The 23,031-nt window shown below is 44.3% G+C and carries 19 protein-coding genes; 9 read left to right on the top strand and 10 right to left on the bottom strand.

Annotated elements, in window-relative coordinates:
* Positions 1 to 18: 18 nt before the first annotated feature.
* Both BUC01_RS10860 and BUC01_RS10855 read right to left on the bottom strand, forming a co-directional pair.
* Entirely contained in the window at positions 19 to 1,338 is a 1,320-nt protein-coding gene (locus tag BUC01_RS10860) for a sensor histidine kinase (protein WP_073313714.1), read from the bottom strand.
* The gene (locus BUC01_RS10855; RefSeq protein WP_034524392.1) at positions 1,335 to 2,720 is read right to left on the bottom strand and encodes a sigma-54-dependent transcriptional regulator; all 1,386 of its coding nucleotides are present in this window, start codon (positions 2,718 to 2,720) and stop codon (positions 1,335 to 1,337) included. Before BUC01_RS10855 ends, BUC01_RS10860 begins: the two co-directional genes overlap by 4 nt.
* 325 nt (positions 2,721 to 3,045) lie before the next feature.
* Between BUC01_RS10855 and BUC01_RS10850 the strand changes: the two genes are divergently transcribed.
* From BUC01_RS10850 to BUC01_RS10835, 4 genes are all read left to right on the top strand, one after another.
* On the top strand, positions 3,046 to 4,344 hold the full coding sequence (locus BUC01_RS10850; RefSeq protein WP_025832630.1) for a DUF4933 domain-containing protein: 1,299 nt from the start codon (positions 3,046 to 3,048) through the stop codon (positions 4,342 to 4,344).
* Positions 4,345 to 4,371: 27 nt separating this feature from the next.
* Complete coding sequence (locus tag BUC01_RS10845; protein WP_025832632.1) at positions 4,372 to 6,810, top strand: FtsX-like permease family protein; 2,439 nt, start codon at positions 4,372 to 4,374, stop codon at positions 6,808 to 6,810.
* A gap of 29 nt (positions 6,811 to 6,839) precedes the next feature.
* Positions 6,840 to 7,520: an ABC transporter ATP-binding protein gene (locus BUC01_RS10840; RefSeq protein ID WP_025832634.1), complete on the top strand. Its 681-nt coding sequence runs from the start codon at positions 6,840 to 6,842 to the stop codon at positions 7,518 to 7,520.
* Positions 7,521 to 7,600: 80 nt separating this feature from the next.
* Entirely contained in the window at positions 7,601 to 9,271 is a 1,671-nt protein-coding gene (locus tag BUC01_RS10835) for a formate--tetrahydrofolate ligase (protein ID WP_073313712.1), read from the top strand.
* A 126-nt stretch (positions 9,272 to 9,397) separates the two neighbouring features.
* Here the strand turns inward: BUC01_RS10835 and BUC01_RS10830 are convergent, their stop codons facing one another.
* The 7 genes from BUC01_RS10830 to pyrB form a co-directional block, all read right to left on the bottom strand.
* Complete coding sequence (locus BUC01_RS10830; protein WP_025832636.1) at positions 9,398 to 10,426, bottom strand: hypothetical protein; 1,029 nt, start codon at positions 10,424 to 10,426, stop codon at positions 9,398 to 9,400.
* Between the two features lie 13 nt (positions 10,427 to 10,439).
* Complete coding sequence (locus BUC01_RS10825) at positions 10,440 to 10,628, bottom strand: hypothetical protein (RefSeq protein ID WP_025832638.1); 189 nt, start codon at positions 10,626 to 10,628, stop codon at positions 10,440 to 10,442.
* A 258-nt stretch (positions 10,629 to 10,886) separates the two neighbouring features.
* Complete coding sequence (gene glyA / locus BUC01_RS10820; RefSeq protein WP_025832640.1) at positions 10,887 to 12,164, bottom strand: serine hydroxymethyltransferase; 1,278 nt, start codon at positions 12,162 to 12,164, stop codon at positions 10,887 to 10,889.
* A 109-nt stretch (positions 12,165 to 12,273) separates the two neighbouring features.
* Positions 12,274 to 13,026 carry a porin family protein gene (locus tag BUC01_RS10815; protein WP_025832642.1) on the bottom strand — a complete coding sequence of 251 codons (753 nt, stop codon included), beginning with the start codon at positions 13,024 to 13,026 and terminating at the stop codon, positions 12,274 to 12,276.
* Between the two features lie 29 nt (positions 13,027 to 13,055).
* Positions 13,056 to 13,622 carry a flavin reductase family protein gene (locus tag BUC01_RS10810; protein WP_025832643.1) on the bottom strand — a complete coding sequence of 189 codons (567 nt, stop codon included), beginning with the start codon at positions 13,620 to 13,622 and terminating at the stop codon, positions 13,056 to 13,058.
* Positions 13,619 to 14,080, bottom strand: coding sequence for an aspartate carbamoyltransferase regulatory subunit (gene pyrI, locus BUC01_RS10805; RefSeq protein ID WP_025832645.1), 462 nt, complete (start codon positions 14,078 to 14,080; stop codon positions 13,619 to 13,621). Before pyrI ends, BUC01_RS10810 begins: the two co-directional genes overlap by 4 nt.
* Positions 14,081 to 14,116: 36 nt before the next feature.
* On the bottom strand, positions 14,117 to 15,046 hold the full coding sequence (gene pyrB, locus BUC01_RS10800; RefSeq protein WP_025832647.1) for an aspartate carbamoyltransferase: 930 nt from the start codon (positions 15,044 to 15,046) through the stop codon (positions 14,117 to 14,119).
* Between the two features lie 606 nt (positions 15,047 to 15,652).
* Here pyrB and BUC01_RS10795 point away from each other — a divergent pair.
* From BUC01_RS10795 to BUC01_RS10775, 5 genes are all read left to right on the top strand, one after another.
* Positions 15,653 to 17,974, top strand: a complete 2,322-nt coding sequence (locus BUC01_RS10795; RefSeq protein WP_073313711.1) for a transglycosylase domain-containing protein — start codon at positions 15,653 to 15,655, stop codon at positions 17,972 to 17,974.
* A gap of 36 nt (positions 17,975 to 18,010) precedes the next feature.
* Positions 18,011 to 18,382 (top strand): 2-amino-4-hydroxy-6-hydroxymethyldihydropteridine diphosphokinase, encoded by a 372-nt coding sequence (locus BUC01_RS10790; RefSeq protein ID WP_073313710.1) that lies wholly within the window; start codon positions 18,011 to 18,013, stop codon positions 18,380 to 18,382.
* Positions 18,383 to 18,436: 54 nt separating this feature from the next.
* Complete coding sequence (gene kdsB / locus BUC01_RS10785) at positions 18,437 to 19,186, top strand: 3-deoxy-manno-octulosonate cytidylyltransferase (RefSeq protein WP_025832649.1); 750 nt, start codon at positions 18,437 to 18,439, stop codon at positions 19,184 to 19,186.
* Entirely contained in the window at positions 19,180 to 20,469 is a 1,290-nt protein-coding gene (locus tag BUC01_RS10780) for a M16 family metallopeptidase (RefSeq protein ID WP_073313709.1), read from the top strand. Before kdsB ends, BUC01_RS10780 begins: the two co-directional genes overlap by 7 nt.
* 187 nt (positions 20,470 to 20,656) lie before the next feature.
* Positions 20,657 to 21,823 carry an MORN repeat-containing protein gene (locus BUC01_RS10775; RefSeq protein WP_025832651.1) on the top strand — a complete coding sequence of 389 codons (1,167 nt, stop codon included), beginning with the start codon at positions 20,657 to 20,659 and terminating at the stop codon, positions 21,821 to 21,823.
* 99 nt (positions 21,824 to 21,922) lie between these two features.
* Here the strand turns inward: BUC01_RS10775 and BUC01_RS10770 are convergent, their stop codons facing one another.
* Complete coding sequence (locus BUC01_RS10770; RefSeq protein WP_073313708.1) at positions 21,923 to 22,861, bottom strand: ribose-phosphate pyrophosphokinase; 939 nt, start codon at positions 22,859 to 22,861, stop codon at positions 21,923 to 21,925.
* Positions 22,862 to 23,031: the final 170 nt, after the last annotated feature.

Raw genomic sequence — 23,031 nt, 5'->3', positions numbered from 1 at the left:
CTGCCGCTTCTGGAAGTATCAAACTACCGGAAACCGAAGCGTAAACGTACTTCCTTCTCCTAACTTTGACTGCACTGCAATGCTTCCGTGATGTTGGTGCATAATCTGTCGGGAGATAGTCAATCCGATACCCGAACCGGTCGGTTTGGTGGTGAAGAAAGGAATGAAGATGCGTTCCTGCACTTCCGGTTCGATACCGGTTCCATTATCAGTAACACGCAGGAAAAGATGATTTCCTGGAGTGATGCCCGCGGAAAGAGTGATTTGTGTCGCTTCGTTTTCGCGGGCATTCCGTATCAGGTTGATAAGAACCTGCTCTATCTGTTCCTTATCCGCAATGAAACGCAGTGTAACGGCAGGCAGAGAGAGATGCAGATCACTTGTTTCATTCTGCATCAGTTGGACCGTTTCCCCCAGCAATTCTTCTGCACTGTAAAGCTTCAGTAAAGGTTGCGGCAGGTGGGAGACCTCCCGGTAGCTATTCATGAAGCGCACCAGTCCGCTTCCCCGGCGGCCGATAGTTTGCAGCATCTGTTTTATTTCTGTCTTGGTTTCTTCGTCACCTTCCAGGCCATCGGCATATTTAGTAAGCAGTTCGGTCAGCGAAATGATGGGAGTGATGGAATTCATGATTTCATGCGTCAGCACACGGATCAGTTTTTGCCACGCCTCCGTTTCGCGGCTGTCCAGTGCAGAGTGGATGTTCTTCATTCCGGCAATTAACAATTTCCGGCCCTGAATGATAAATTCCATGCCCGAAAGGGCAAGCTGCACGGTTTCCTCTTCCTCTTTTATTTGCCAGACAGAAAGATCACCCGCTTTCAGTGTGTGCAGTTTGGCGGGCAAATCCGGATGGAAATCCGCCAAGTCATCCACGGTTCGCGGATGTTCTCTATGTATCAGGCGTTTGGCCGCTTCATTAATCCATTCCATCTGCCCGTCGGGAGTGTAGACGAGGATTGCCATGTCTATATGATTGGCAAGAGCTTGAAAGTATTGCAACTGGCTCTCTTTCTTTTGCAGATTACTGCGATAATGTTCGAGTGCATCCTGCATCTCTGCCAGTAATTCTTCGGGAAGGGGTTGGGTGGTATTCGGATTGGAGGTGGAAGAGGATAGAAACTCCGAATAGCGCACAGACCAGATGAACTGGGCCATGGCACGGGCGGAACGTAGGATATACCTATATATACTGTGAGCAACGAACGCTGTGAGGCAGAGGGCCACAAACAGGCTAAAATAAAAGCCGTGCACAGCCAGCCAGGCTGAAATGAGACAACATACCAGCAACGCAACTGTGAGCCAAAGAGGGGTCTTTATCCAAGTCTGCCTTTTCATAATCCGAACTTTTCGATCCTTCTGTATAGTGATGTCCTCGTGATTCCCAGCATTTCCGCAGCCAACGTAATATTGCCGCCGCATGTCCTCAGAACTTCATTTATTGTATCTTTTTCCAGCCGTTCCAGATTATACTTGTCTTTTTCAGAAACGGTATTGGATGCTTGGGGAGTGCGCAACATAAAATCGCCCGGAGCCAGCATATTACCCGTAGAGAGGATAACGGCGCGTTCGATGGCGTGTTCCAGTTCACGCACATTACCCGGCCAGCGGTAAAGCTGCAACATCTTGCGCGCTTCTTTGGAAATGCCCCGAAGTTCCTTCTTATACTTCTTCCGGTAGCGTTGCAGGAAAAAGTCGGCCAATAGGAACAAGTCATTTCCACGTTCCCGTAAAGGCGGAATACGGATTTCAATCGTATTGATACGGTAAAGCAAATCCTGTCGGAACTGTCCGCTGTCGATGGCACTATACAAATCTGTATTTGTGGCGCAAATCAATCTTACATCTACAGGATAAGAAGTTGTAGAACCAAGCCTTGAACTCCTTCTTTGTTCGATAACCGAGAGTAACTTTGCCTGAAGCGGAAGGCTCAGATTGCCGATTTCATTCAGAAACAGCGTACCGCCTGATGCGATTTCCACACGTCCCGGCTTGTTCTTCCGGGCATCGGTGAATGCGCCTTTCTCATACCCGAACAATTCACTTTCAAACAATGTGTCCGGAATACTTCCTAAGTCGATAGGTACATACACTTCGTTTTTGCGAGGGGATTGTTCGTACACGTAGCGTGCCAGCAAATCTTTTCCTGTTCCGTTTTCACCCAATAACAATAGGTTTGCATCAGTATCGGAGAACCTTTTTATCGTTTGGAAAATAGCCTGCATAGCGGCTGACTCACCGATTACGCGTATCGGTTCGGTGGGAAGGGTCAAAGCTTCCGCCTGCTCTTTCAAGGTTTCTTTCTGTTGTTTCAGAGTTTCTACTTCCGTTCGGCTGAAACTGAGTTGCAGGGCAGCAGATATGGTCGCTATCAGTTTCTCGTTTTGCCAGGGCTTGGCGATGAAGTCGGTGGCACCTTGCTTGATGGCCTGTACCGCCTTTTCCGTATCGGCATAAGCCGTAATGAAAATGACCACCGCCTTTGCGTCCAGTTTCAGTATCTCTTCCAGCCAGTGGAAACCTTCTTTCCCGCTGACCGCATCCCGACGGAAGTTCATATCGAGCAAGATGGTATCAAAGTGGGAACGGGAGATGAGAGGCAACAGCTCTCGCGGGTCATTCAAGGTCGTAATGCTTTCCGCAATGGGGCGTAACAGCATTTTCAAGGTGAAAAGAATATCTTCATTATCGTCTACAATCAGTATTTGGCCTCGTTTCATCATACTCGGAAAGATTAATTTATTATACCGCAAACGGCAGTTTCGGGCAAGTCTGTTCGTACATGTACCTGAATAGATGCAAAGATAGAGAAAGTTTCTGAGAAAGGAGTGTACGGAAGCGTGCATTTGGTGTACGATATCGTGCAATTTTACGTAGTGTGGGATTTATTAAACACTTGATAAATAGTGAAATATAATTTCGGTATAGTTCTTGCGAAACTTTCATGGAAGAATCTTAATATAAAGTGAAATTATGCAAAGTAAAACTCTCTTTTATCTAACATTAATAGGTCTCTGCACAGCTTGCGGATCTAAAAATCCCGGTATGAGTAAGGAAGAAGCGGCGAAGGAACTCAGTGAGCGGACAACAACGGATCAGGATGCCGCACCTCAGGCGGTAACTGCTTCTGTCAATGCGTTTCCGGATGACTTTGTACCACCGGCTGGTATCAAATATAAGCCGAAAATACAGAAAGATGGAGCTGTCATCCTAAATGTACCGGCTGCTTTGAAGAATGTACGTTCTGTGAAAGTAGAGGACTTTGGTAAAATGCAGTTTCACTTTACCGGAGTGGACGCCATGCTTGTGCAAGATATAGTTGGAGAAATAACTCCGGTTGGAAACCAATATGTGTTGGCTGCCTTGCAAGGATTGTTTCTATTAAGTCAGGACTTTAAGCACATCAAACAGTTGTTCAAGAATGATGTAGAATGTAAAAAGCATAACGGAAGTATGTCATTGAACCCTCACCAAATGATTACCCATACTTATTATGACACTTCGTCCGACCAGCTTCGCTGTTGCTATTTATCCCTTGATAAGGGAATTGGAAACCAGGTTGCATTTCTTCCTTTTACTGCTATGGTTACCGCCTCTGCTTCCTGGACGCCTGATGATGTGACAAGCAAACTCCCCTTGGATAAAAAAATGAGTTTCGACAGTTTTTTTAATGGATTTAAGGAAGGGTTCATTAAATATGCCGCCTTTTCAGGATGCTTTTATACCATGGGACTCAAAGGAGATACATTATGTTGTTTTGCTCCGGAAGGCGATTCTGATTACACTCCGAAAGGCACATACAGGTCAGGAGAGAAAGGAAATACCTATGTTTATCGGAACAGGACTTATATCCGTATGGCCTATGACAATACGGTTTATTATTTAGAAGATGCATCTACTCTGAGGGCTGCCTACAAGCTGGACTTTGGTACCCTTCGTCGTCCCGATGGGAAAAAGGTGACCGGAAGCCTGTCCAATAATCTGGATGAGGATTATTTTGTGACCAGCTGGCTCGAAACGGATCGTTTTTTGTTTATCCGTATAACTAAAGGTTTTGATTCTTCCAATGCTCGTAAAGACAAGCAGGTCTCCCTTTACTCCTTGATATATGATAAAGCCTCTAAAGAGTTCTTTTCTTTACCTACGGAAAAAGAGGGTAAAGATTTGAATTATCCATCTATATCTGCCGGAAACGAACAGGAGACTTCATTCTATCCTAAGTTAGTTGCTGGAAATACCCTTCTTTCTTATGTGAACGGGAAATGGATAAAAGAAAATATGCCGAACCTTCCGGAAGGGAAAAATGTATCGGATGACGAGTTAGTACTGATATCTGTGGAATGATAAAAACACTTCTTAATATTTAATTATATGATAAAGCACTATATAAAAGTAGCACTCCGGTTGATAAAGAGGAGTTTCCTGTTCTCTTCCATTAATATGCTGGGCTTTGTATTCGGTATGACGGCTGCCTTCCTCATATACCTGTGGGTGGTGAATGAACTGACGTATGATGATTGTTTCCCGGCTGCCGACCGCATTTACCGGACGATAGAAGTAAGCCGGGATGCAAGCGGGGAAATAAGAGAATCTCCGGGAACAGCCCGTTCGCTCGTAGGGGTTTTCAAAGCAGATTTTCCACAAGTTGAAGACGCAACTTCTATTCTTTATCGGGGAGACATGACATTGGAGGCGGAAGCTGAGAAAAAAATCAGTGGCAATGCCGTTCATGTAGATTCTACTTTCTTTAGCATTTTCCCTTTTCAGGTAGTGGAAGGTAATCCGGAACACATAAATGACAACATTGATAACATTGTTCTGGAAGAATCAATGGCTCGCAAACTTTTCGGAAGGGCTTCGGCTATTGGGCAGAAAGTAACCAGGAGTGGAGCAGGTTTTAAAGATACCTATAATATCGTTGCAGTGGTGAAGATTCCAGCGAAGAGTCATATCCGCTTTGATGTGGCTCTTCCGATGGAGGGGTATGGCCTCTATATTATGAATTTGGACTGGAATAAAAGTCAGAGAGAGGTGCAGGTGTATGTAAAGATGAAGCCCGGTGACGATGGAAAACTATATCGCGGGGAACAAAAAACAATGAGCCGTGCTCTCAGAAAATTCAGTGACAAGCGTGCATTGCTGCGCTTTCAACCGGTGCGGGATATTCATCTACGCACCACCTTTCCCGATACATATATAAAGAATCACGGCAGTGTTGCCACTATCTACTTATTTGCGGTATTAGCCATTTTAGTGATCTTTATGGGGGCATTCAATTTTATGACGCTCTCTACTGCACGGGCATCGCTCCGCTATAAAGAAATAGGCGTACGTAAAGTGACGGGAGCTAAAAGGAAAACCTTGGTTACACAGTTCCTTTCGGAAAGTCTGGTTCAGTCGTTCATATCTTTGGTGCTTGCTTTGGCACTGACCGAACTTATGCTGCCCCTGTTTAATCGAGCCATGGGAGCAGACTTAACATTGAGTATGAACTGGAATGTGATTTTCTATATCTTATTTGGTATTTTGGGAGTAGGTTGTTTGGCGGGTTCTTATCCGGCATTTTATCTTTCCTCCGTCAATCCGTTGCTTGCCTTCAAAGGCGGGCGGAAAACGGGTAAGAAAGGTGGACTGATCAAAAGCCTGGTGTGTATACAGTTTTTTATAGCTTTGGTGTTGATGCTCATGACTTCCATTGTCTTGAAACAACTGCATTTCATGAAAAACCGGGATCTGGGACTTGACAAGGAAAATATCGTATCCATTTATACCAGTTTGTGGTATGATGTAGCCGATTTTAAACAGGATTTATTGAGAAACCCCGCAATCAAAAGTATTTCGATGGGGTCGCCTATTGAAAGTTTTGGAGAAGAGAATCAAGAAACGAAGGATGGAAAATCAATTACCTGGACGGATATGGACGGGAAAACGGATTCATTGAAAATGGTAGAAATATGGGCAGACGGCAATTTTGTAGAGACTTTCGGATTGAATTTACTGAAAGGTGAACTGATGAATTCGGACTTTGAAGACTATTGGAAACAAGGAGATGAAATAGACCCGGTTGAATCAACAGTTGTTATTAATGAAACAGCCTGGAAAGCAATGAAAGTGGCAAATCCGATAGGTATGGAGATTTCTCATGAAGAATCGGGTTGGGTTAGCAAATATCGCATTGTAGGCATAGTAAAAGACTTCAACTTTCAGTCGTTGCGTGAGAAAATGAAACCGGCTTTCATCTATTACAGCCCTGAAGCGTTGGTTTTTATGTATATTAAAATAGCCCCGGAATACAAGCCGGAAACGTTGAAATATATTCAGGCTAAATTTGAAGAATGGGCGGTGCGTGATGATCTTTTCGTGAAAGAATTCAATTATCAATTCTTCTCTGATGCTTTGAATAAGAATTATGCTAAAGAGCAACAACAAAGCCGGATGCTGCTTTTCTTCACTTTCATCGCCATTGTCATAGCTATGCTGGGTGTATTTGGCCTGGTCACTCTCTCCACAGAGCAACGGACGAAAGAAATAGGTGTGCGGAAAGTGAATGGCGCCCATTCCGATCGCATTGTGCAGATGTTCTGTTTGGAATATTTGCGTTGGGTGGGGATTGCCTTTGTCGTGGCATGCCCCATCGGGTACTACCTTATGCACCGTTGGCTCAGTGAATTTGCCTATCAGACTGCAATAAGCTGGTGGTTGTTCGTCTTGGCGGGAGCAGTCATTGCAGGCATTACTTTGCTTACAGTGCTTGGGCAGACCTGGCGGAAAGCTTCGCAAAATCCGGTGGAATCTTTGAGATATGAATAAATGAATATTAAAAAATACAATATACGATTATGATTAAGACAGTCAACCTCAGCAAAATATTCCGTACGGAAAGTGTACAGACTACCGCGCTGAATGAAGTAAATCTGGAAATCAATCAGGGAGAGTTTGTCGCCATCATGGGACCTTCCGGTTGCGGTAAATCGACGCTACTGAATATGATAGGCTTACTTGATAATCCCACCTCCGGTGAACTTTGGTTTCTTGGCCGGGAAGTTTCCCGCTATTCCGAAAACAACCGTACGGATTTGCGCAATGGGAATCTCGGTTTCGTGTTTCAGAGTTTCAACCTGATAGATGAACTCACGGTTTTCGAGAATGTGGAACTTCCGTTGCTTTATGCAGGAGTTTCTGCCCGCGAACGCGTCAGGCGTGTCAATGAGTCTTTGGAACGTATGCAGATAGCCCATCGCACAGAGCATTATCCGCAACAGCTTTCCGGTGGTCAGCAACAGCGTGTTGCCATAGCCCGTGCCATTGTCACCAATCCCCGCATTATCCTTGCCGATGAGCCTACGGGAAATCTGGATTCGACGAATGGCAACGAAGTGATGAGCCTCCTGAAAGAACTGAACCGGGACGGGGCTACAGTTGTCATGGTTACCCACTCCGAGGAAAATGCCCGGGAAGCCGGACGGATTATACGGATGATGGACGGATATATTTTGACCGAGAGCAAGACTGTGAGGTAAGAGATGTTTGCTATCTGCACTCTTTTTCGTACTTTTGCAGTTTCATGAAAAGAAGTTGTTACTAAAAAGAGATATTCTGTATGAAATCAGACATTGAAATAGCCCGCAGCATAGAGCTGAAAAAGATTAAGCAGGTAGCCGAGAGTGTAGGTATTCCACGTGAGGAAGTAGAAAATTACGGACGGTATATTGCTAAAATCCCTACTCATCTGATTGATGAGGAAAAGGTGAAAAAGAGCAACCTGATACTGGTTACGGCTATCACGGCCACCAAAGCAGGTATAGGTAAGACGACTGTTTCCATCGGTCTGACATTGGGACTGAACAAGATTGGAAAGAAAGCCATTGTGGCTTTGCGTGAACCCTCGCTGGGACCTTGTTTCGGAATGAAGGGCGGTGCGGCAGGCGGCGGATATGCCCAGGTGCTTCCTATGGAGAAGATAAACCTGCATTTTACGGGAGATTTCCATGCCATTACATCAGCGCACAACATGATATCCGCATTGCTCGACAATTATCTGTACCAACATCAGTCGGATGGCTTCGGGCTGAAAGAAATCATCTGGCGGCGCGTGCTTGATGTGAATGACCGTTCTTTGCGTAGCATCGTCACAGGTTTAGGCCCCAGCACGAACGGCATAACAGAGGAATCGGGCTTCGATATCACTCCGGCATCCGAGATTATGGCCATTCTTTGCCTGGCAACGGATGTGGATGACTTGAAACGACGGATTGAGAATATAATTCTGGGATTTCGTTTTGATGGTTGCCCGTTTACTGTGAAAGAGTTAGGTGTAGCCGGCGCTATTACCGTCTTGCTGAAAGATGCCATAAATCCGAACTTGGTTCAGACCACCGAAGGATCGGCTGCTTTTGTTCACGGTGGTCCATTCGCTAACATTGCCCATGGTTGTAACTCCATTCTTGCTACGAAGATGGCAATGACTTTCGGGGATTATGTGGTGACGGAAGCCGGTTTCGGAGCTGACCTTGGTGCAGAGAAATTCTATAATATCAAATGCCGTAAGAGTGGTCTGCAACCCAAACTGACGGTGATTGTTGCCACTGCCCAGGGTTTGAAAATGCATGGTGGTGTCAGTCTCGACCGTATCAAAGAACCTAATATGGAGGGATTGCAGCAAGGGTTTGGAAATCTTGATAAACACATACGCAATCTGCGTTCGTTCGGTCAGACGGTAATTGTTGCTTTCAACCGTTTTGCCACGGATACGGATGAAGAAGTGGAAGCTATCCGACGCCATTGCAAAGAAAAGTTAGGTGTAGGCTTTGCCGTCAACAATGCTTTTGCAGATGGGGGAGAGGGAGCTGTGGAACTTGCTGAACTGGTAGTGGATACTATTGAGAATAAACCTTCCGAACCATTGAACTTCAGTTATAATGAGGGGGACAGTGTAGAGCAGAAGATAGAGAAGATAGCTTGCAATCTTTATGGCGCCAGTGTGGTGACTTACAGCATTCATTCGCGCAAAATCATCAAGTTGATCGAGAAAATGGGTATCGGGCATTATCCGGTTTGCATTGCAAAAACGCAATATTCTTTCTCGGCTGATCCGAAAATATATGGTGCGGTCAATAATTTCGAGTTTCACATTAAAGATATAGTCATCAATAATGGTGCTGAAATGATTGTGGCCATTGCCGGAGAGATCCTCCGTATGCCCGGACTTCCTAAAGAGCCACAGGCGATGCATATTGATATTGTGGATGGAAATATAGAAGGATTGAGCTGATTATTAATGATTCTTCCCTACACGTATTGTAACGGCGCTTGTATGGGCGAATAATGATTCGCCCATACATAGCGCTTCTGAAAACAAAAATTCAACCAGTTACTTTATGTTAGAGAGAGAATGGACTTATTTCAGATCATTCAACATTGCTTTCGGGTCTTTGGCCAACTGTTTCCAGTCGTAGTTACGTAGCAATCCCAAAAGTGTCGCAATCACAATCACGATACGTGCCGCCCAAAGTACGATGATGACTGCCAATGCGATGAGACCGAATTTCATGGCATAGATCATCAGTCCGTCATCATCTTTTGTCTTACTGCCATCACTCCATTTCGTAATGGTCGTCGTGACATACAATGCACCTGCCGCACCAACTAAAGCACCGGCAATGCCAAACAATATCTTCTTGAGCCCCGTAGCCATCTTGTCTTCACGCCGACGTTTGGTAATCATATATCCGCGCGGGCGACAAGCGAAGATGTAAAGTGCAATCCAGATAAAACACCAGATAGCCTCCCATCTTTCACGCCATACTCCGGAATCGGCACGTCCTACCAGATATTCCTTATAACTTTTAACGTCATATTTCTGAAGTTCTTCCAATTCCTGAGCTGCACTTTCCAGATACTTATTATATAACGTACGCGTTTCTTCCGAAATGGTATCGACCGCCAGCGTCTTCTTGTAATCATCCATATATTTCTCCTGACGGGCCATGGCCTCGTTGAGTTGGGTTTGCACTTGGTCTTCGGTCAGAGCCTGTTGCTTTTTCACATAGTCTCCTTCGCTGCCGGCCTGGTAGAAATAATAGCATCCCATGATAGCCACACAGATAATAATCCACCACGCAAATGTCCAGTGCCGTTGTTTGGACCATTCCACTACATCCCGTGTTTCGGCAATGGCGTCCATCAGTTCCGTATCCGATGTGTCTTCCACGGCAGCTTCCGCTTGTGTCAGCAGGTCGTCCATATTTTTGGTTTCCCTGGCTGTACGTGGATAGAAGTCTTCTCCCGGTTGTCCATGATAACCTGCGGTTTCCCATGCGTCAAACAATAATTCTTCCGCTTTTTTGTTTTTCTCGTCGTCTGTATTTACATTATTGTAGGAGGTGTCCATTCCTCCCTGCATGTGTTTTTTGTTCGTAGCACTCATAGCATCTTTGATTTTAAGGGTTGGTAGAACTTTGATTTGCCTGCACTTGCCTCAATTGCTCGCGCATTTCAGCATCTTTTTTATCCCGGTGATTCTTGTATGTCCTGAATCCGAAAGTAAGAACATTCCATACACCTTTAAAAAGGGCAACGACAATTTTCAGCATAATCTTGCCTGTGGCAACTCCAGCATTTTCCGACATAGTATTAAAGTTTTTAAAGTGAGTAATAAATTTTGTTTGTTGCCAAAAGTACGGAAATGCCTGCAGGAGTACCCTTTCAATAAAACAAATTTAGAGTCAATACGTAAAAAAAGCAATCCGTAATCTTTATCACAAAGACTACGGATTAAGCATATTTAATTATTAACTACTATATATGTATTCTCACGAAAACATATATAACTTCAGCCGGAAAAAACAAACCGGCATTAATAAACTACTATTTACAAATTACTATTTTTATGCGAAGAGCGGATATTTCTCCATTGTCTTATTCACGCGTGCGCGAACTTCGGCAATGACCGCTTCATTTTCTACATTCGAAAGAACGGTTTCGATCATCTCTGCGATTTCAAGCATCAAATCTTCCTTAGCACCACGAGTGGTGATGGCAGGAGTACCCAGACGAATACCGGAAGTCTGGAATGCTGAACGGCTGTCGAACGGAACCATATTCTTGTTTACCGTGATATCGGCAGATACCAATGCTTTCTCGGCCACTTTACCGGTGAGATCGGGATATTTGCTACGGAGGTCAACCAGCATGGAGTGATTGTCCGTACCGCCCGAAACGATAGTAAAGCCACGGTCGATTAATGCTTGTGCCAGTACAGCTGCATTTTTCTGTACCTGAGCTGCATATTCTTTCCATTCCGGTTGCAGGATTTCGCCGAAAGCGACAGCTTTTGCTGCAATGACGTGTTCCAACGGACCACCCTGAATACCGGGGAATACGGCTGAGTCTAACAGTTGTGACATCATCTTGATCTCACCTTTCGGAGTTGTCTTGCCCCACGGGTTGGGGAAGTCTTTACCTATCAGGATAATACCACCGCGGGGACCACGCAAAGTCTTATGTGTGGTAGAAGTCACGATGTGAGCGTATTTTACAGGATTTTCCAGTAATCCGGCTGCAATCAGTCCGGCAGGATGAGCCATGTCGATCATCAGGATGGCGCCTACTTTGTCTGCGATTTCGCGCATACGCTTGTAGTCCCATTCGCGGGAATATGCCGAACCGCCACCGATAATCATTTTGGGTTTTTCGCGCAAGGCTACCTCTTCCATCTGGTCATAATCTACGCGACCGGTTTCTTTATTCAGATTATACTCACAAGGAGTGTATATGATACCCGAAGTGTTTACCAAAGAACCATGTGAAAGATGACCGCCATGAGCCAGATTCAGTCCCATGAATTTGTCACCCGGATTCAGTACGGCGAGAAATACAGCCGCATTTGCCTGCGCACCTGAGTGGGGCTGGACATTTGCCCATTCTGCACCGAAAATTTCCTTTATGCGGTCGATAGCAATCTGTTCGCTCTGGTCTACCACCTCACAGCCTCCGTAGTAACGTTTGCCGGGATAGCCTTCTGCATACTTGTTAGTAAGACAGGAGCCCATTGCCTGCATAACCTGGTCACTTACAAAATTCTCTGATGCAATCAGTTCAATGCCTTTGAGCTGACGTTGATGTTCTTTTTCGATGATATCGAAAATTAAATCGTCTCTTTTCATTTTGCTTACTTAGATAAATTTGATAAATCTGTGTTCTCTTATTAAGCGCACAAATTTACAGTAAAAAAATGAATAAACTGACAGAAAAAGAGTTTTTTCCCTTTATCTCTTAAAAAAAGACGCCAAAAGAAAAGCTGAGCACATTGTCCCGGCGGTGGAAACGTATTCCGTCGGTTGGAGAATCTTCTCCGTTTGCACTGTCATTATAGGTCACCTTGCGGGAAATGTTGTGCAAGCCTATATCATAACGGAAATCAAAGAAAATACGGGAGATGGTGACGGCTACTCCAAGAGTGAAACTAAGATTCAGCGGCCGCAGTTTTTCATTGATTTCCTGCTGGTCGAAATTTTCAAAAGTCACTTCACTCTTTTTATTCCAGATATAGCGGAATTTAGGGCCACCGAACACAGCCAGGCTGTAAGGCCCTTCCTTGATGACATTATACCCGTAGATTACGGGAATATCCACGCTATGGATGGACGAGGTTATGGATGCCATTTCCAAAGGAGCGTCATCTGCGGTGGGTTTTTCGAAGGTAATGTTGCAACGGTTGATGTTGTAGGATATTTCCGGTTGCAGGAAATGACGTTCGAAATTAATCCGCATAAAGACGGAGCCGAAATAACCTATCTTGTAGTTGTTCTGCACCTCGCTTATAGTGCTGCCGTTCAACGTGAGATTGGATACCAGGAATAGGGAAGAGGTGAATCCGCCTTTTATACCGAAGTTTACCGGACGGTCATGATGGTGTTTGTTCAAAGGTTCTTCGACCGCCGTGCCGGGCACAAGAGGGGATTGTCCCCGCAAGGTGGCAGGAAAGAATAAAAGGCACAGGATAAAGAATTTAAAAACTTTGTTCATCACTTACCGCTAACCGTTAATTGTTCATTTTATTTCTTCTTCTCGACAGACCAGCCGAATTTACCGATCTTTTCACCCAGTTCGTAGTACCCTCCATGCACATAAACCAACGGATTGGCTTCTGCCAGTTCCAGCTTTCCGGTTTCCGGATTCAGATTGCGCCTATCGGCACGCACATTTACCACATCGGCAATAAACATATCGTGCGAACCGAGCGACATAATTTCCTTCACGCGGCATTCTATACACAAAGGAGACTCTTCGATGAGCGGAGCACTGACTACGGTACTTTTTCCCGGTGTCAGGCGCATCTCTTCAAATTTATTATAATCCTTGCCCGAACGTACTCCGCACCAATCCGTGGCGCGTGCCATGTCCTTTGTCGTGAGGTTGATGACAAACTCCATATTCCGTTTCAGGATATCATAGGAATGCCGTTCCGGGCGTACAGATATATAGCACATGGGCGGGTTCGTACAAATCGTCCCCGTCCATGCAACTGTCAGTATGTTATATTCTTCCGGTGTGTTTCCGCAACTCACCAGTACGGCAGGAAGCGGATAAATCATTGTTCCGGCTTTCCAGTCTTCTTTCATATTATTTCTATTTCCTCTCTGTTTTGTTCCTTCTCGCAATAGTGGCATCTGATTACGCAGTTCTCTTTATCCACTACGTGGAATAACGTCGGCATGGGTTCGTTGTTGGTTATGCACTTGGGATTGGCGCATTTCACTATACCGCGGAGTTCTTCGGGCAAGTTCACTTCACGTTTCTCCACTACTTCGTAATCGCGGATGATATTGAGTTTCACGTTAGGTGCCACTACGGCTATACGGTTAATCTCGTCGTCGCAGAAGAACTTGTCGGCAATTTTGATGATGCCTTTTGTGCCCAGCTTTTTGCTTTTGAGATTGAAGCCGATGGTGATATTGTTGCTCATGTGTTCCAGTCCCAGTAAAGAGACTACGGTGAACAGATTTTCAGAGGGGATATGGTCGATGACAGTGCCGTTTTCTAAAGCGGCTACCTGCAATTCTTGTTTCTTTTCGCTCATAGTTTTCTGATGTAACTTCAATTGTAACTTGCTATATCATTCTTTCACATCATCCAGAGTGATGCCTAATACATCGCAGAGAATGGCCTCGCGGGCATACAAACCGTTTTGTGCCTGTTGGAAGTAATAGGCTTTCGGATTGTCGTCCACATCGTATGCAATTTCGTTGACGCGGGGCAGGGGATGCAGGATGCGCAGATTGGGGCGGGTGTGTTCCAGCATTTTGTTGCGCAGTATATATACGTTTTTCACCCGTTCGTACTCCATGAGGTCGGTAAAGCGTTCGCGCTGTACACGGGTCATGTAGAGGATATCGGCATCGGCTATTATTTCCTCGCTGAAGTCAGTGTGCTCCACGTATTTAATGCCATGGCTACGGCAGTAAATTTTATATTCTTCAGGCATTTTCAGCTCATCGGGGGCGATGAAATGGAAAGTGGGATTGAAGTGGCGCATTGCCATCAGCAACGAATGCACGGTGCGGCCGTATTTGAGGTCGCCAACAAGGAAAATGTTCAGATTCTCCAGCGTACCTTGCGTTTTGTAGATGGAGTAGAGGTCGAGCATCGTTTGCGAAGGGTGCTGGTTGGCTCCGTCTCCGGCGTTGACGATAGGCACGGTGGTTACTTCACTGGCATAGCGGGCGGCTCCTTCCAGGTAGTGCCGCATCACGATGATATCGGCATAGTTACTCACCATCTTGATGGTGTCTTTCAGGGTCTCTCCCTTTGATGAACTTGTTGCTTTGGGGTCGCTGAAACCAATTACACGGGCTCCTAAGCGATTGGCTGCAGTCTCAAAACTGAGTCTTGTGCGGGTGGATGGCTCGAAAAAAAGGGTGGCAACTACTTTCCCTTCCAGCAAAGTGCGGTTGGGATGGGCTTCAAACTGTTTTGCCATCTCAATCATGTAGAGGATTTTTTCCTTGCTATGCTCGGCGATGGTGACTAAACTTCTGTTTTCCATATCGTTCGTTATTTTGTTTCTTTTCGAGAGTGTAAAGGTAGACAAAATATGCGGAGTACAGAAAAAAGGCAGGAGAAAATTTAGAAGTTTTTTCGAAATACAAATTATCGCCATCGTCATCAGCAGCAGTTCTTTCTTTTTCTTTTATTGCTGTTGTTGTTATAAAGAATATATAAGAAAGAAAAAATGCATTTTATTTTGGTTAAAATTCGAAAGATGAGCTTGTTGTCTCTTTTTATCCTAAGCGAAAAATGACGTTTTTTAGGCAAAAAGTGCATGAGGAAAGACCTTTGCTCGTGTACTTTTCGCCAAAAAAAGCATGAAAATGCGCACTTTTCCGCAGTCGAAATGCCGTATTTTGCCCTTTCAAATGCCACACTTAAGCAAGCCAAATGCCACATCTCAGTGAACCAAATGCCACACTCGAACACACATCAAGTGTGGCATTCGGCTTGTCTAACTGTGGCATTTGGTTTGCTAAGATGTGGCATTTTAAGAGTTTTTCTATAGAAAATATACAAGTGTTCCAATATAATTCCTTACCTTTGCCTTATTATTATTACAGGTTGTCTATATTATTGAATTTGTGAATTTACAGTAATAAGCATGATAAAGAACATCATAAAAATCCTCTGGATATTTTTAGCCGTCGTAGTACTGGCTTGTGCCACTGTTTTTTTCTCCATAGCCAAAGGTTGGATAGGTTATATGCCTCCTGTTGAAGACTTGGAAAATCCTAATTATAAGTTTGCCACACAGATTTTCTCGGAAGACGGGAAGGTGCTCGGTACCTATTCGTTTAGTAAGGAAAATCGCGTTTATGTAGGTTACAATGACTTGTCTCCCAATATTATCAATGCGCTGATCGCAACGGAAGATGTACGCTTTGCCGAGCATTCCGGAATTGATGCTATCGCTCTGTTCCGCGCCATTGTGAAGCGTGGTTTGCTGTTCCAGAAAAATGCGGGTGGCGGTAGTACCATTACGCAACAATTGTCTAAACAGCTTTACTCGCCCAGTGCGGATAATGTGATGGAACGTTTGTTTCAGAAACCTATAGAATGGGTGATCGCTGTAAAACTGGAGCGTTATTACACCAAAGAAGAGATACTGACTATGTATCTCAATAAATTTGACTTCCTGAATAATGCGGTAGGCATCAAGACTGCATCTAATACCTATTTCGGATGTGATCCTAAAGAACTGAAAATAGAAGAAGCTGCCACACTGGTTGGTATGTGTAAAAATCCGTCTTATTTCAATCCGGTCCGTTTTAAGGAGCGTTCGCGCGGACGGCGTAATGTGGTGCTCGACCAAATGCGCAAAGCAGGATATATCACGGCCGAAGAGTGCGACTCTCTGCAAGCTCTTCCTCTGACACTGAAGTATACCCGTGTAGACCACAAAGAAGGGTTAGCTACATATTTTCGTGAATATCTGCGCAGTGTGCTGAATGCCAAGAAACCTGTGCGTAGTGAGTATCGCGGCTGGCAGATGCAGAAATTTTATGAGGATTCTCTTGACTGGGAAAACAATCCATTGTTTGGCTGGTGCGAAAAGAACACTAAGAAAGACGGTTCTAAATATAATCTTTACACTGATGGTTTGAAAATTTATACTACTATCGATTCGCGTATGCAACAATATGCGGAAGAAGCGGTAGTAGAACATCTGAAAGAATTGCAAGGTTACTTCTTTAAGGAGAAGAAAGGACGCAAGAAGGCGCCTTACAGCAACAGAATTACTCAGGAGCAGGTAGATGAAATTCTTACCCGTACCATGAAGCAATCTGACCGCTATCGTATCATGAAAAAGTCCGGAGCGTCGGATGCTGAAATAGAAAAAGCTTTCAATACTCCCGAAGAAATGTCGGTATTCACATGGGAGGGTGAAAAGGATACGATTATGACTCCGATGGATTCTATCCGCTATTACAAACACTTCCTCCGTGCTGGTTTTATGTCAATGGATCCGCATAACGGACATGTAAAAGCGTATGTTGGCGGACCAAACTATAACTATTTCCAGTATGACATGGCTATGGTAGGCCGCCGTCAGGTAGGTTCTACCATTAAACCTTATGTTTATACGCTGGCAATGGAAAACGGCTTCTCTCCTTGTGACGAAGCGCGCCATGTGGAATATACTTTGATTGACGAGAATGGCAAACCGTGGACACCCCGTAATGCCAATACTAAACGTTATGGAGAGATGGTGACCGTGAAATGGGGGCTTGCTAATTCTGACAACTGGATTACAGCTTATTTGATGAGTAAACTCAATCCGTATTCCTTAAAACGCTTGATAGAAAGTTTCGGTGTGCGTAACCGTGAAATCGTACCGTCTGTTTCTCTCTGTCTTGGTCCTTGTGAGATTTCGGTAGGAGAAATGGTCAGTGCTTATACGGCATTTCCCAATAAAGGTATTCGGGTTGCTCCTCTATTCGTAACACGCATTGAAGACAATGAGGGTAATGTACTGGCTACTTTCTCTCCGGAAATGGAAGAGGTTATCGGTGTTTCCAGTGCTTATAAAATGTTGATTATGCTTCGTGCCGTAATCAACGAAGGAACAGGCGGACGTGTCCGTCGTCTTGGCGTAAAAGCCGACATGGGCGGTAAAACCGGAACGACAAATTATAATGCCGACGGTTGGTTTATGGGCTTTACTCCTTCGCTGGTGTCCGGATGTTGGGTAGGCGGTGAAGAACGCGATATTCATTTTGATACGATGCTTCATGGACAGGGTGCTTCAATGGCATTGCCTATCTGGGCAAAATATATGGTGAAAGTCTTTGCCGACAAGACATTGGGCTATGATGAAAATGAGCAGTTCCAATTACCGGATGGTTTCGATCCCTGTAAAGATAATGGGGACATAAACCTGGAACCGGCATCAGAGAACGGTTTGGATGATTGGTTTGAATAATTTTCCAATTCTCAACTCTCAATTTTTTAATTAGTCGTGGTTTATACAATCAGCATCGGCAGTAATGAGCGCCGGAAGGAAAACCTTTCATTGGCGCGGAAGCGTTTGAAAGAACTGTTTCCCGGCATTTGTTTCTCTACGGAAGAAGAAACGAAACCGCTTTATTTCCGTCGTTCCTCTTTGTTTTCTAATCAGGTGGCACGTTTCATTTCCGAGAGAGATGCAATGGAAATCACTTCGCACTTGAAAGCCATCGAACGGGAAGCCGGACGAATGCCGGAAGAGAAAAAGCAAGAGATAGTCCGGCTGGATATAGATTTATTGTCATGCGACGGCACGGTTTACAAACCTGAAGATTTGTGCCGTGACTACATCTGCCGGGGGCTGAAAGAGTTGGAAATGCGATGAAGTATGTGTCGCACAAGCAAATTAGTAAATTGTAAAATAGCAAATTAAGATATGTTGAAGTTTTTAGGAATTATCCCTGCCCGTTATGCATCCACGCGTTTTCCTGCAAAACCGCTGGCTATGCTGGGCGGAAAAACTGTAATACAGAGGGTATACGAGCAAGTGGCAGGCATTTTGGACGATGCTTATGTGGCCACCGACGATGAACGGATAGAAGCGGCAGTAAAAGCATTCGGCGGAAAAGTGGTGATGACTTCCGTAAATCATAAAAGTGGTACGGACCGTTGCTATGAAGCATATACCAAAATAGAAGGGAATTTTGATGTTGTGGTCAACATTCAGGGAGATGAGCCCTTCATACAACCTTCCCAGCTGGAAACGGTGAAAGCCTGTTTTGACGATACCACAACTCAGATAGCCACACTGGTGAAGCCCTTTACTCCTGATAACGGATTTGAGGCTTTAGAGAATATCAATTCACCTAAAGTGGTACTGAACAAAAATATGAATGCATTGTATTTCAGCCGTTCCATTATTCCTTATCAGCGTAACGCCGAAAAACAGGATTGGCTGAAAAATCACACCTATTATAAACATATCGGACTATATGCCTACCGTGCCGAAGTGCTGAAAGAGATAACCTCTCTGCCGCAATCTTCCCTTGAACTGGCAGAATCATTGGAACAGCTTCGTTGGCTCGAAAGTGGTTATACCATCAAGGCAGGTGTCACTGAAGTAGAAACAATAGGTATAGATACTCCTCAGGATCTGGAGAAAGCAGAAGAATTTTTGAAGACATGTTAGACAGAAGCATCCAACCTTTCATCCGTGAACCTGAACAATTGGAAGTGCCATCGCCCGAACGTCGGGTGATGCCGAACGGTATACCTTTATATATTCTCAATGCCGGAGACAATGAAGTAGTGCGTATTGACCTGTTGATGGAAGGCGGACGGTGGCAACAGACTCAACGTTTGCAGGCTTTGTTCACCAACCGGATGTTGCGTGAAGGAACCCGTCGCTATTCCGCGGCTGCCATTGCTGAGAAACTGGATTATTACGGTGCCTGGCTGGAACTTTCCAGTGCATCGGAATATGCTTACGTCACACTTTATTCTTTAAATAAGTATCTTCCCCAGACTTTAGATGTTTTTGAATCGATTGTAAAAGAACCTGTCTTTCCGGAGAAGGAGTTGGGAGTGATTGTCGATAATAACATCCAGCAGTTTCTTGTAAATAGTTCGAAGGTTGATTTTCTTGCCCATCGTACTTTAATAAATGCGGTGTATGGTGATAAACATCCTTGCGGACAATTGGTGCAGGAAAAGGATTATCATCTAATCAACCCTTCCGTGCTTCAATCTTTTTACGATTGTTACTACCATTCCGGGAATTGCAGCATTTATCTTTCGGGAAAAGTCGGTGAAGACACCGTCCGCCGTATAGAGACCCTCTTTGGGAATGAACCTTTCGGCAAAGGTTTCCGGAAGCCGGAAAAAACGTTCTATCTACCTGAGGCTTCGCCTGAAAAGCGTTTCTTTGCCGAACGGGCTGACGCAATGCAGAGTGCCGTCCGCATGGGAATGCTTTCTTTGGACCGCCGTCATCCCGACTATCTGAAAATGCGTGTGCTGGTTACGTTACTGGGCGGATATTTTGGTAGTCGATTGATGTCTAATATCCGCGAAGAAAAGGGGTATACGTATGGCATTTCTGCAGGTATCATGCCTTATCCTGACAGTGGGTTGTTTGTGATCAACACGGAGACTGCCAATGAGTTTGTAGAACCTCTGATCAAAGAAGTTTATCATGAAATAGACCGCCTGCAAAACGACCTTGTTCCGGACGAAGAACTTGCCATGGTAAGGAACTATATGTTGGGAGATATGTGCCGTAACTATGAGTCTGCCTTTTCACTTGCTGATGCCTGGATTTTCATTCATACTTCCGGTCTTTCGCACTCGTACGTAACGGATGCCGTAGATGCGGTGAAGACTATTACTCCGGAAGAAATACGGGAACTTGCCTCACGCCATTTGTGCAAAGAGACATTAAAAGAAGTAGTGTCCGGCAAAAAAATGTCATAAAAAACGTGTGATACCTCTTCCTTTTGGGAGATTAATCGTATCTTTGTGCAAATCCCGTATAGAGTATGTAACAAATTACTGTCTTTATACGTCTTTAAAACAGGTTTCTTTATTTACATGCTCAAGGGAATCCGATGTTTTTCGTAAACATCGCCTTTATTATTAAATTGCTAATTAATAATTTTCAATGAAATATCTATATACTGCACTCATTCTGGTATTCTTGTCCCAAAACGGGGCGACGGCTCAGGAAAAGAAACAAGGTTTCTTCGATAAGGTTAAAAGCTCATTATCTTCTGAAATAAAGATAGGAACGCATACATTCAAGGACGGTTCCGTGTATACGGGTGAAATGAAAGGACGTAAACCCAATGGTAAGGGAAAGACTGTTTTTAAGAATGGTAACGTCTACGAAGGCGAATATGTGAAAGGTAAGCGTGAGGGTTATGGTACGTATACTTTCCCCGACGGTGAAAAATATGAAGGACAATGGTTCCAGGATCAGCAACATGGTAAAGGCATTTATTACTTTATGAACAACAATCGCTATGATGGTATGTGGTTCCAGGATTATCAACAGGGAAAAGGGACGATGTACTATTATACCGGTGATGTTTACGAAGGTGACTGGGTGAATGACAAGCGTGAAGGTCAGGGTACATATACATGGAAAAACGGTTCCAAATATGAAGGCTCCTGGAAGAATGATAAAAAAGATGGTGAAGGTACGTTTGTCTGGAATGATGGTTGCAAGTATGAAGGCGACTGGAAAAATGATGTCCGTGACGGAAAAGGAACTTTTGAATATGCGAACGGAGATAAATATGTAGGCGACTGGAAAGATGATATGCAACATGGCAAAGGCATTTACTTTTTCCATACGGGTGACCGATACGAAGGTTCGTATGTGCAAGGCGAACGTACAGGAGCCGGCATTTATTACTACGCCAACGGAAATAAGTACGTAGGTAACTTCAAAGATGGTATGCAACACGGCAAGGGTGTATTCACCTGGGCCAGCGGTGCAGTGTATGACGGTGAATGGAAAGACAACCAGCGTGATGGTCATGGGTTGTATAAATGGAATGTTGGCGACTCATACGAAGGTGACTGGAAAAATAATCAGTTCAATGGCCAGGGCACTTTGATTATGACAGACGGGACCAAATATAAAGGTGGTTTTGTGAACGGTATGGAAGAAGGCAACGGTGTGCAGGAGGACAAAGACGGCAACCGTTACGAAGGCTTTTTCAAACAAGGCAAGAAGCACGGTCCCTTTGTGGAAACAGATAAAAATGGAAAAGTGATAAGAAAAGGAACCTATAAAATGGGAAGATTGGACTTGAATAATTAAAAAGTAAGAATTAATAATAAAAGGCTGCGCTATTCGTTTGAATTGCGCAGCCTTTATTTTTTATTTATATAATTTCAATTTCTGATTTGCTGAAGCAAATCAGATAATGTATTGCGAACTGATAGACTCATTATTCACCACTCTTTTGATTGTTTCAGCAAACATATCAGCAATGCTGAGTTGTTTTACTTTCGCACATTTTTTAGAGTAGGGGATACTGTCAGTGAATACGATTTCAGTCAGAGCAGATTCCTGAACGCGGAAAGAAGCGGGGTCAGACATTACACAGTGACTGGCAATGGCACGTACCGATTTTGCTCCGGCTTCCAACATGATGTTAGCAGCTTTCGTGATAGTTCCGGCGGTGTCTACGATATCATCCACCAACACAACATTCTTGTCTGTTACATCACCGATAATTTGCATGGAAGCAACTTCGTTTGCTTTCTCACGTGATTTGTTACACAATACCAGAGGAACTCCCAGATATTTGGAGAACGTACTGGCACGCTTGGAACCACCAACGTCAGGCGTAGCAATTACAAGGTCTTTCAGTTTCAGCGATTCAATATAGGGGAGGAACACTGCAGAAGCATACAAGTGATCTACCGGAATATTGAAGAAGCCTTGGATTTGATCAGCATGGAGGTCCATCGTAATCAGACGGTCGATACCTGCTACTGAAAGTAAATCGGCTACCAATTTAGCGCCAATAGAAACACGGGGTTTGTCTTTTCTGTCCTGTCGTGCCCATCCGAAATAAGGAATAACTGCAACTACGCTTTTGGCAGACGCTCTTTTGGCCGCGTCAATCATCAGCAGAAGCTCCATCAAATTGTCGGAATTAGGGAAGGTGGATTGAACCAAGAATACATGTGCGCCACGAATTGACTCTTCATAGGAAACTGCAAACTCACCATCAGCAAAGTGTGTGATGTTCATCTTTCCCAGAGGGCAATCAAGGCTTGCGCAGATTTTTTCTGCAAGGTATCTCGAATTAGTTCCGGAGAATACCATTACGGGTGCTTTTTCGCTCATTTTGTAATAGATGTTACCTATTTGTTTAATTTGCCTGCAAAGTTATGAATTTCCCGCTACATTCTACAAGACTTATTGTAGAAAAATCTTTTTTCTTTCCCGGATTTATTTGTAGCTTTGCTAAGTGAAACGGTTTTCCCTTATACTGTCGGCAAGCTTGCTGTTCTCCT

It is taken from the genome of Bacteroides stercorirosoris (assembly GCF_900142015.1).
In the GTDB taxonomy this organism is placed as follows: domain Bacteria; phylum Bacteroidota; class Bacteroidia; order Bacteroidales; family Bacteroidaceae; genus Bacteroides; species Bacteroides stercorirosoris.
This window is presented reverse-complemented; position numbering and strand designations above follow the sequence as displayed.

Coding starts and splice junctions, on each gene's coding strand:
- BUC01_RS10860 (WP_073313714.1), bottom strand. CDS start 1,338: ATGAAAAGGCAGACTTGGATAAAGACCCCTCTTTGGCTCACAGTTGCG.
- BUC01_RS10855 (WP_034524392.1), bottom strand. CDS start 2,720: ATGAAACGAGGCCAAATACTGATTGTAGACGATAATGAAGATATTCTT.
- BUC01_RS10850 (WP_025832630.1), top strand. CDS start 3,046: ATGAGTAAGGAAGAAGCGGCGAAGGAACTCAGTGAGCGGACAACAACG.
- BUC01_RS10845 (WP_025832632.1), top strand. CDS start 4,372: ATGATAAAGCACTATATAAAAGTAGCACTCCGGTTGATAAAGAGGAGT.
- BUC01_RS10840 (WP_025832634.1), top strand. CDS start 6,840: ATGATTAAGACAGTCAACCTCAGCAAAATATTCCGTACGGAAAGTGTA.
- BUC01_RS10835 (WP_073313712.1), top strand. CDS start 7,601: ATGAAATCAGACATTGAAATAGCCCGCAGCATAGAGCTGAAAAAGATT.
- BUC01_RS10830 (WP_025832636.1), bottom strand. CDS start 10,426: ATGAGTGCTACGAACAAAAAACACATGCAGGGAGGAATGGACACCTCC.
- BUC01_RS10825 (WP_025832638.1), bottom strand. CDS start 10,628: ATGTCGGAAAATGCTGGAGTTGCCACAGGCAAGATTATGCTGAAAATT.
- glyA (WP_025832640.1), bottom strand. CDS start 12,164: ATGAAAAGAGACGATTTAATTTTCGATATCATCGAAAAAGAACATCAA.
- BUC01_RS10815 (WP_025832642.1), bottom strand. CDS start 13,026: ATGAACAAAGTTTTTAAATTCTTTATCCTGTGCCTTTTATTCTTTCCT.
- BUC01_RS10810 (WP_025832643.1), bottom strand. CDS start 13,622: ATGAAAGAAGACTGGAAAGCCGGAACAATGATTTATCCGCTTCCTGCC.
- pyrI (WP_025832645.1), bottom strand. CDS start 14,080: ATGAGCGAAAAGAAACAAGAATTGCAGGTAGCCGCTTTAGAAAACGGC.
- pyrB (WP_025832647.1), bottom strand. CDS start 15,046: ATGGAAAACAGAAGTTTAGTCACCATCGCCGAGCATAGCAAGGAAAAA.
- BUC01_RS10795 (WP_073313711.1), top strand. CDS start 15,653: ATGATAAAGAACATCATAAAAATCCTCTGGATATTTTTAGCCGTCGTA.
- BUC01_RS10780 (WP_073313709.1), top strand. CDS start 19,180: ATGTTAGACAGAAGCATCCAACCTTTCATCCGTGAACCTGAACAATTG.
- BUC01_RS10775 (WP_025832651.1), top strand. CDS start 20,657: ATGAAATATCTATATACTGCACTCATTCTGGTATTCTTGTCCCAAAAC.
- BUC01_RS10770 (WP_073313708.1), bottom strand. CDS start 22,861: ATGAGCGAAAAAGCACCCGTAATGGTATTCTCCGGAACTAATTCGAGA.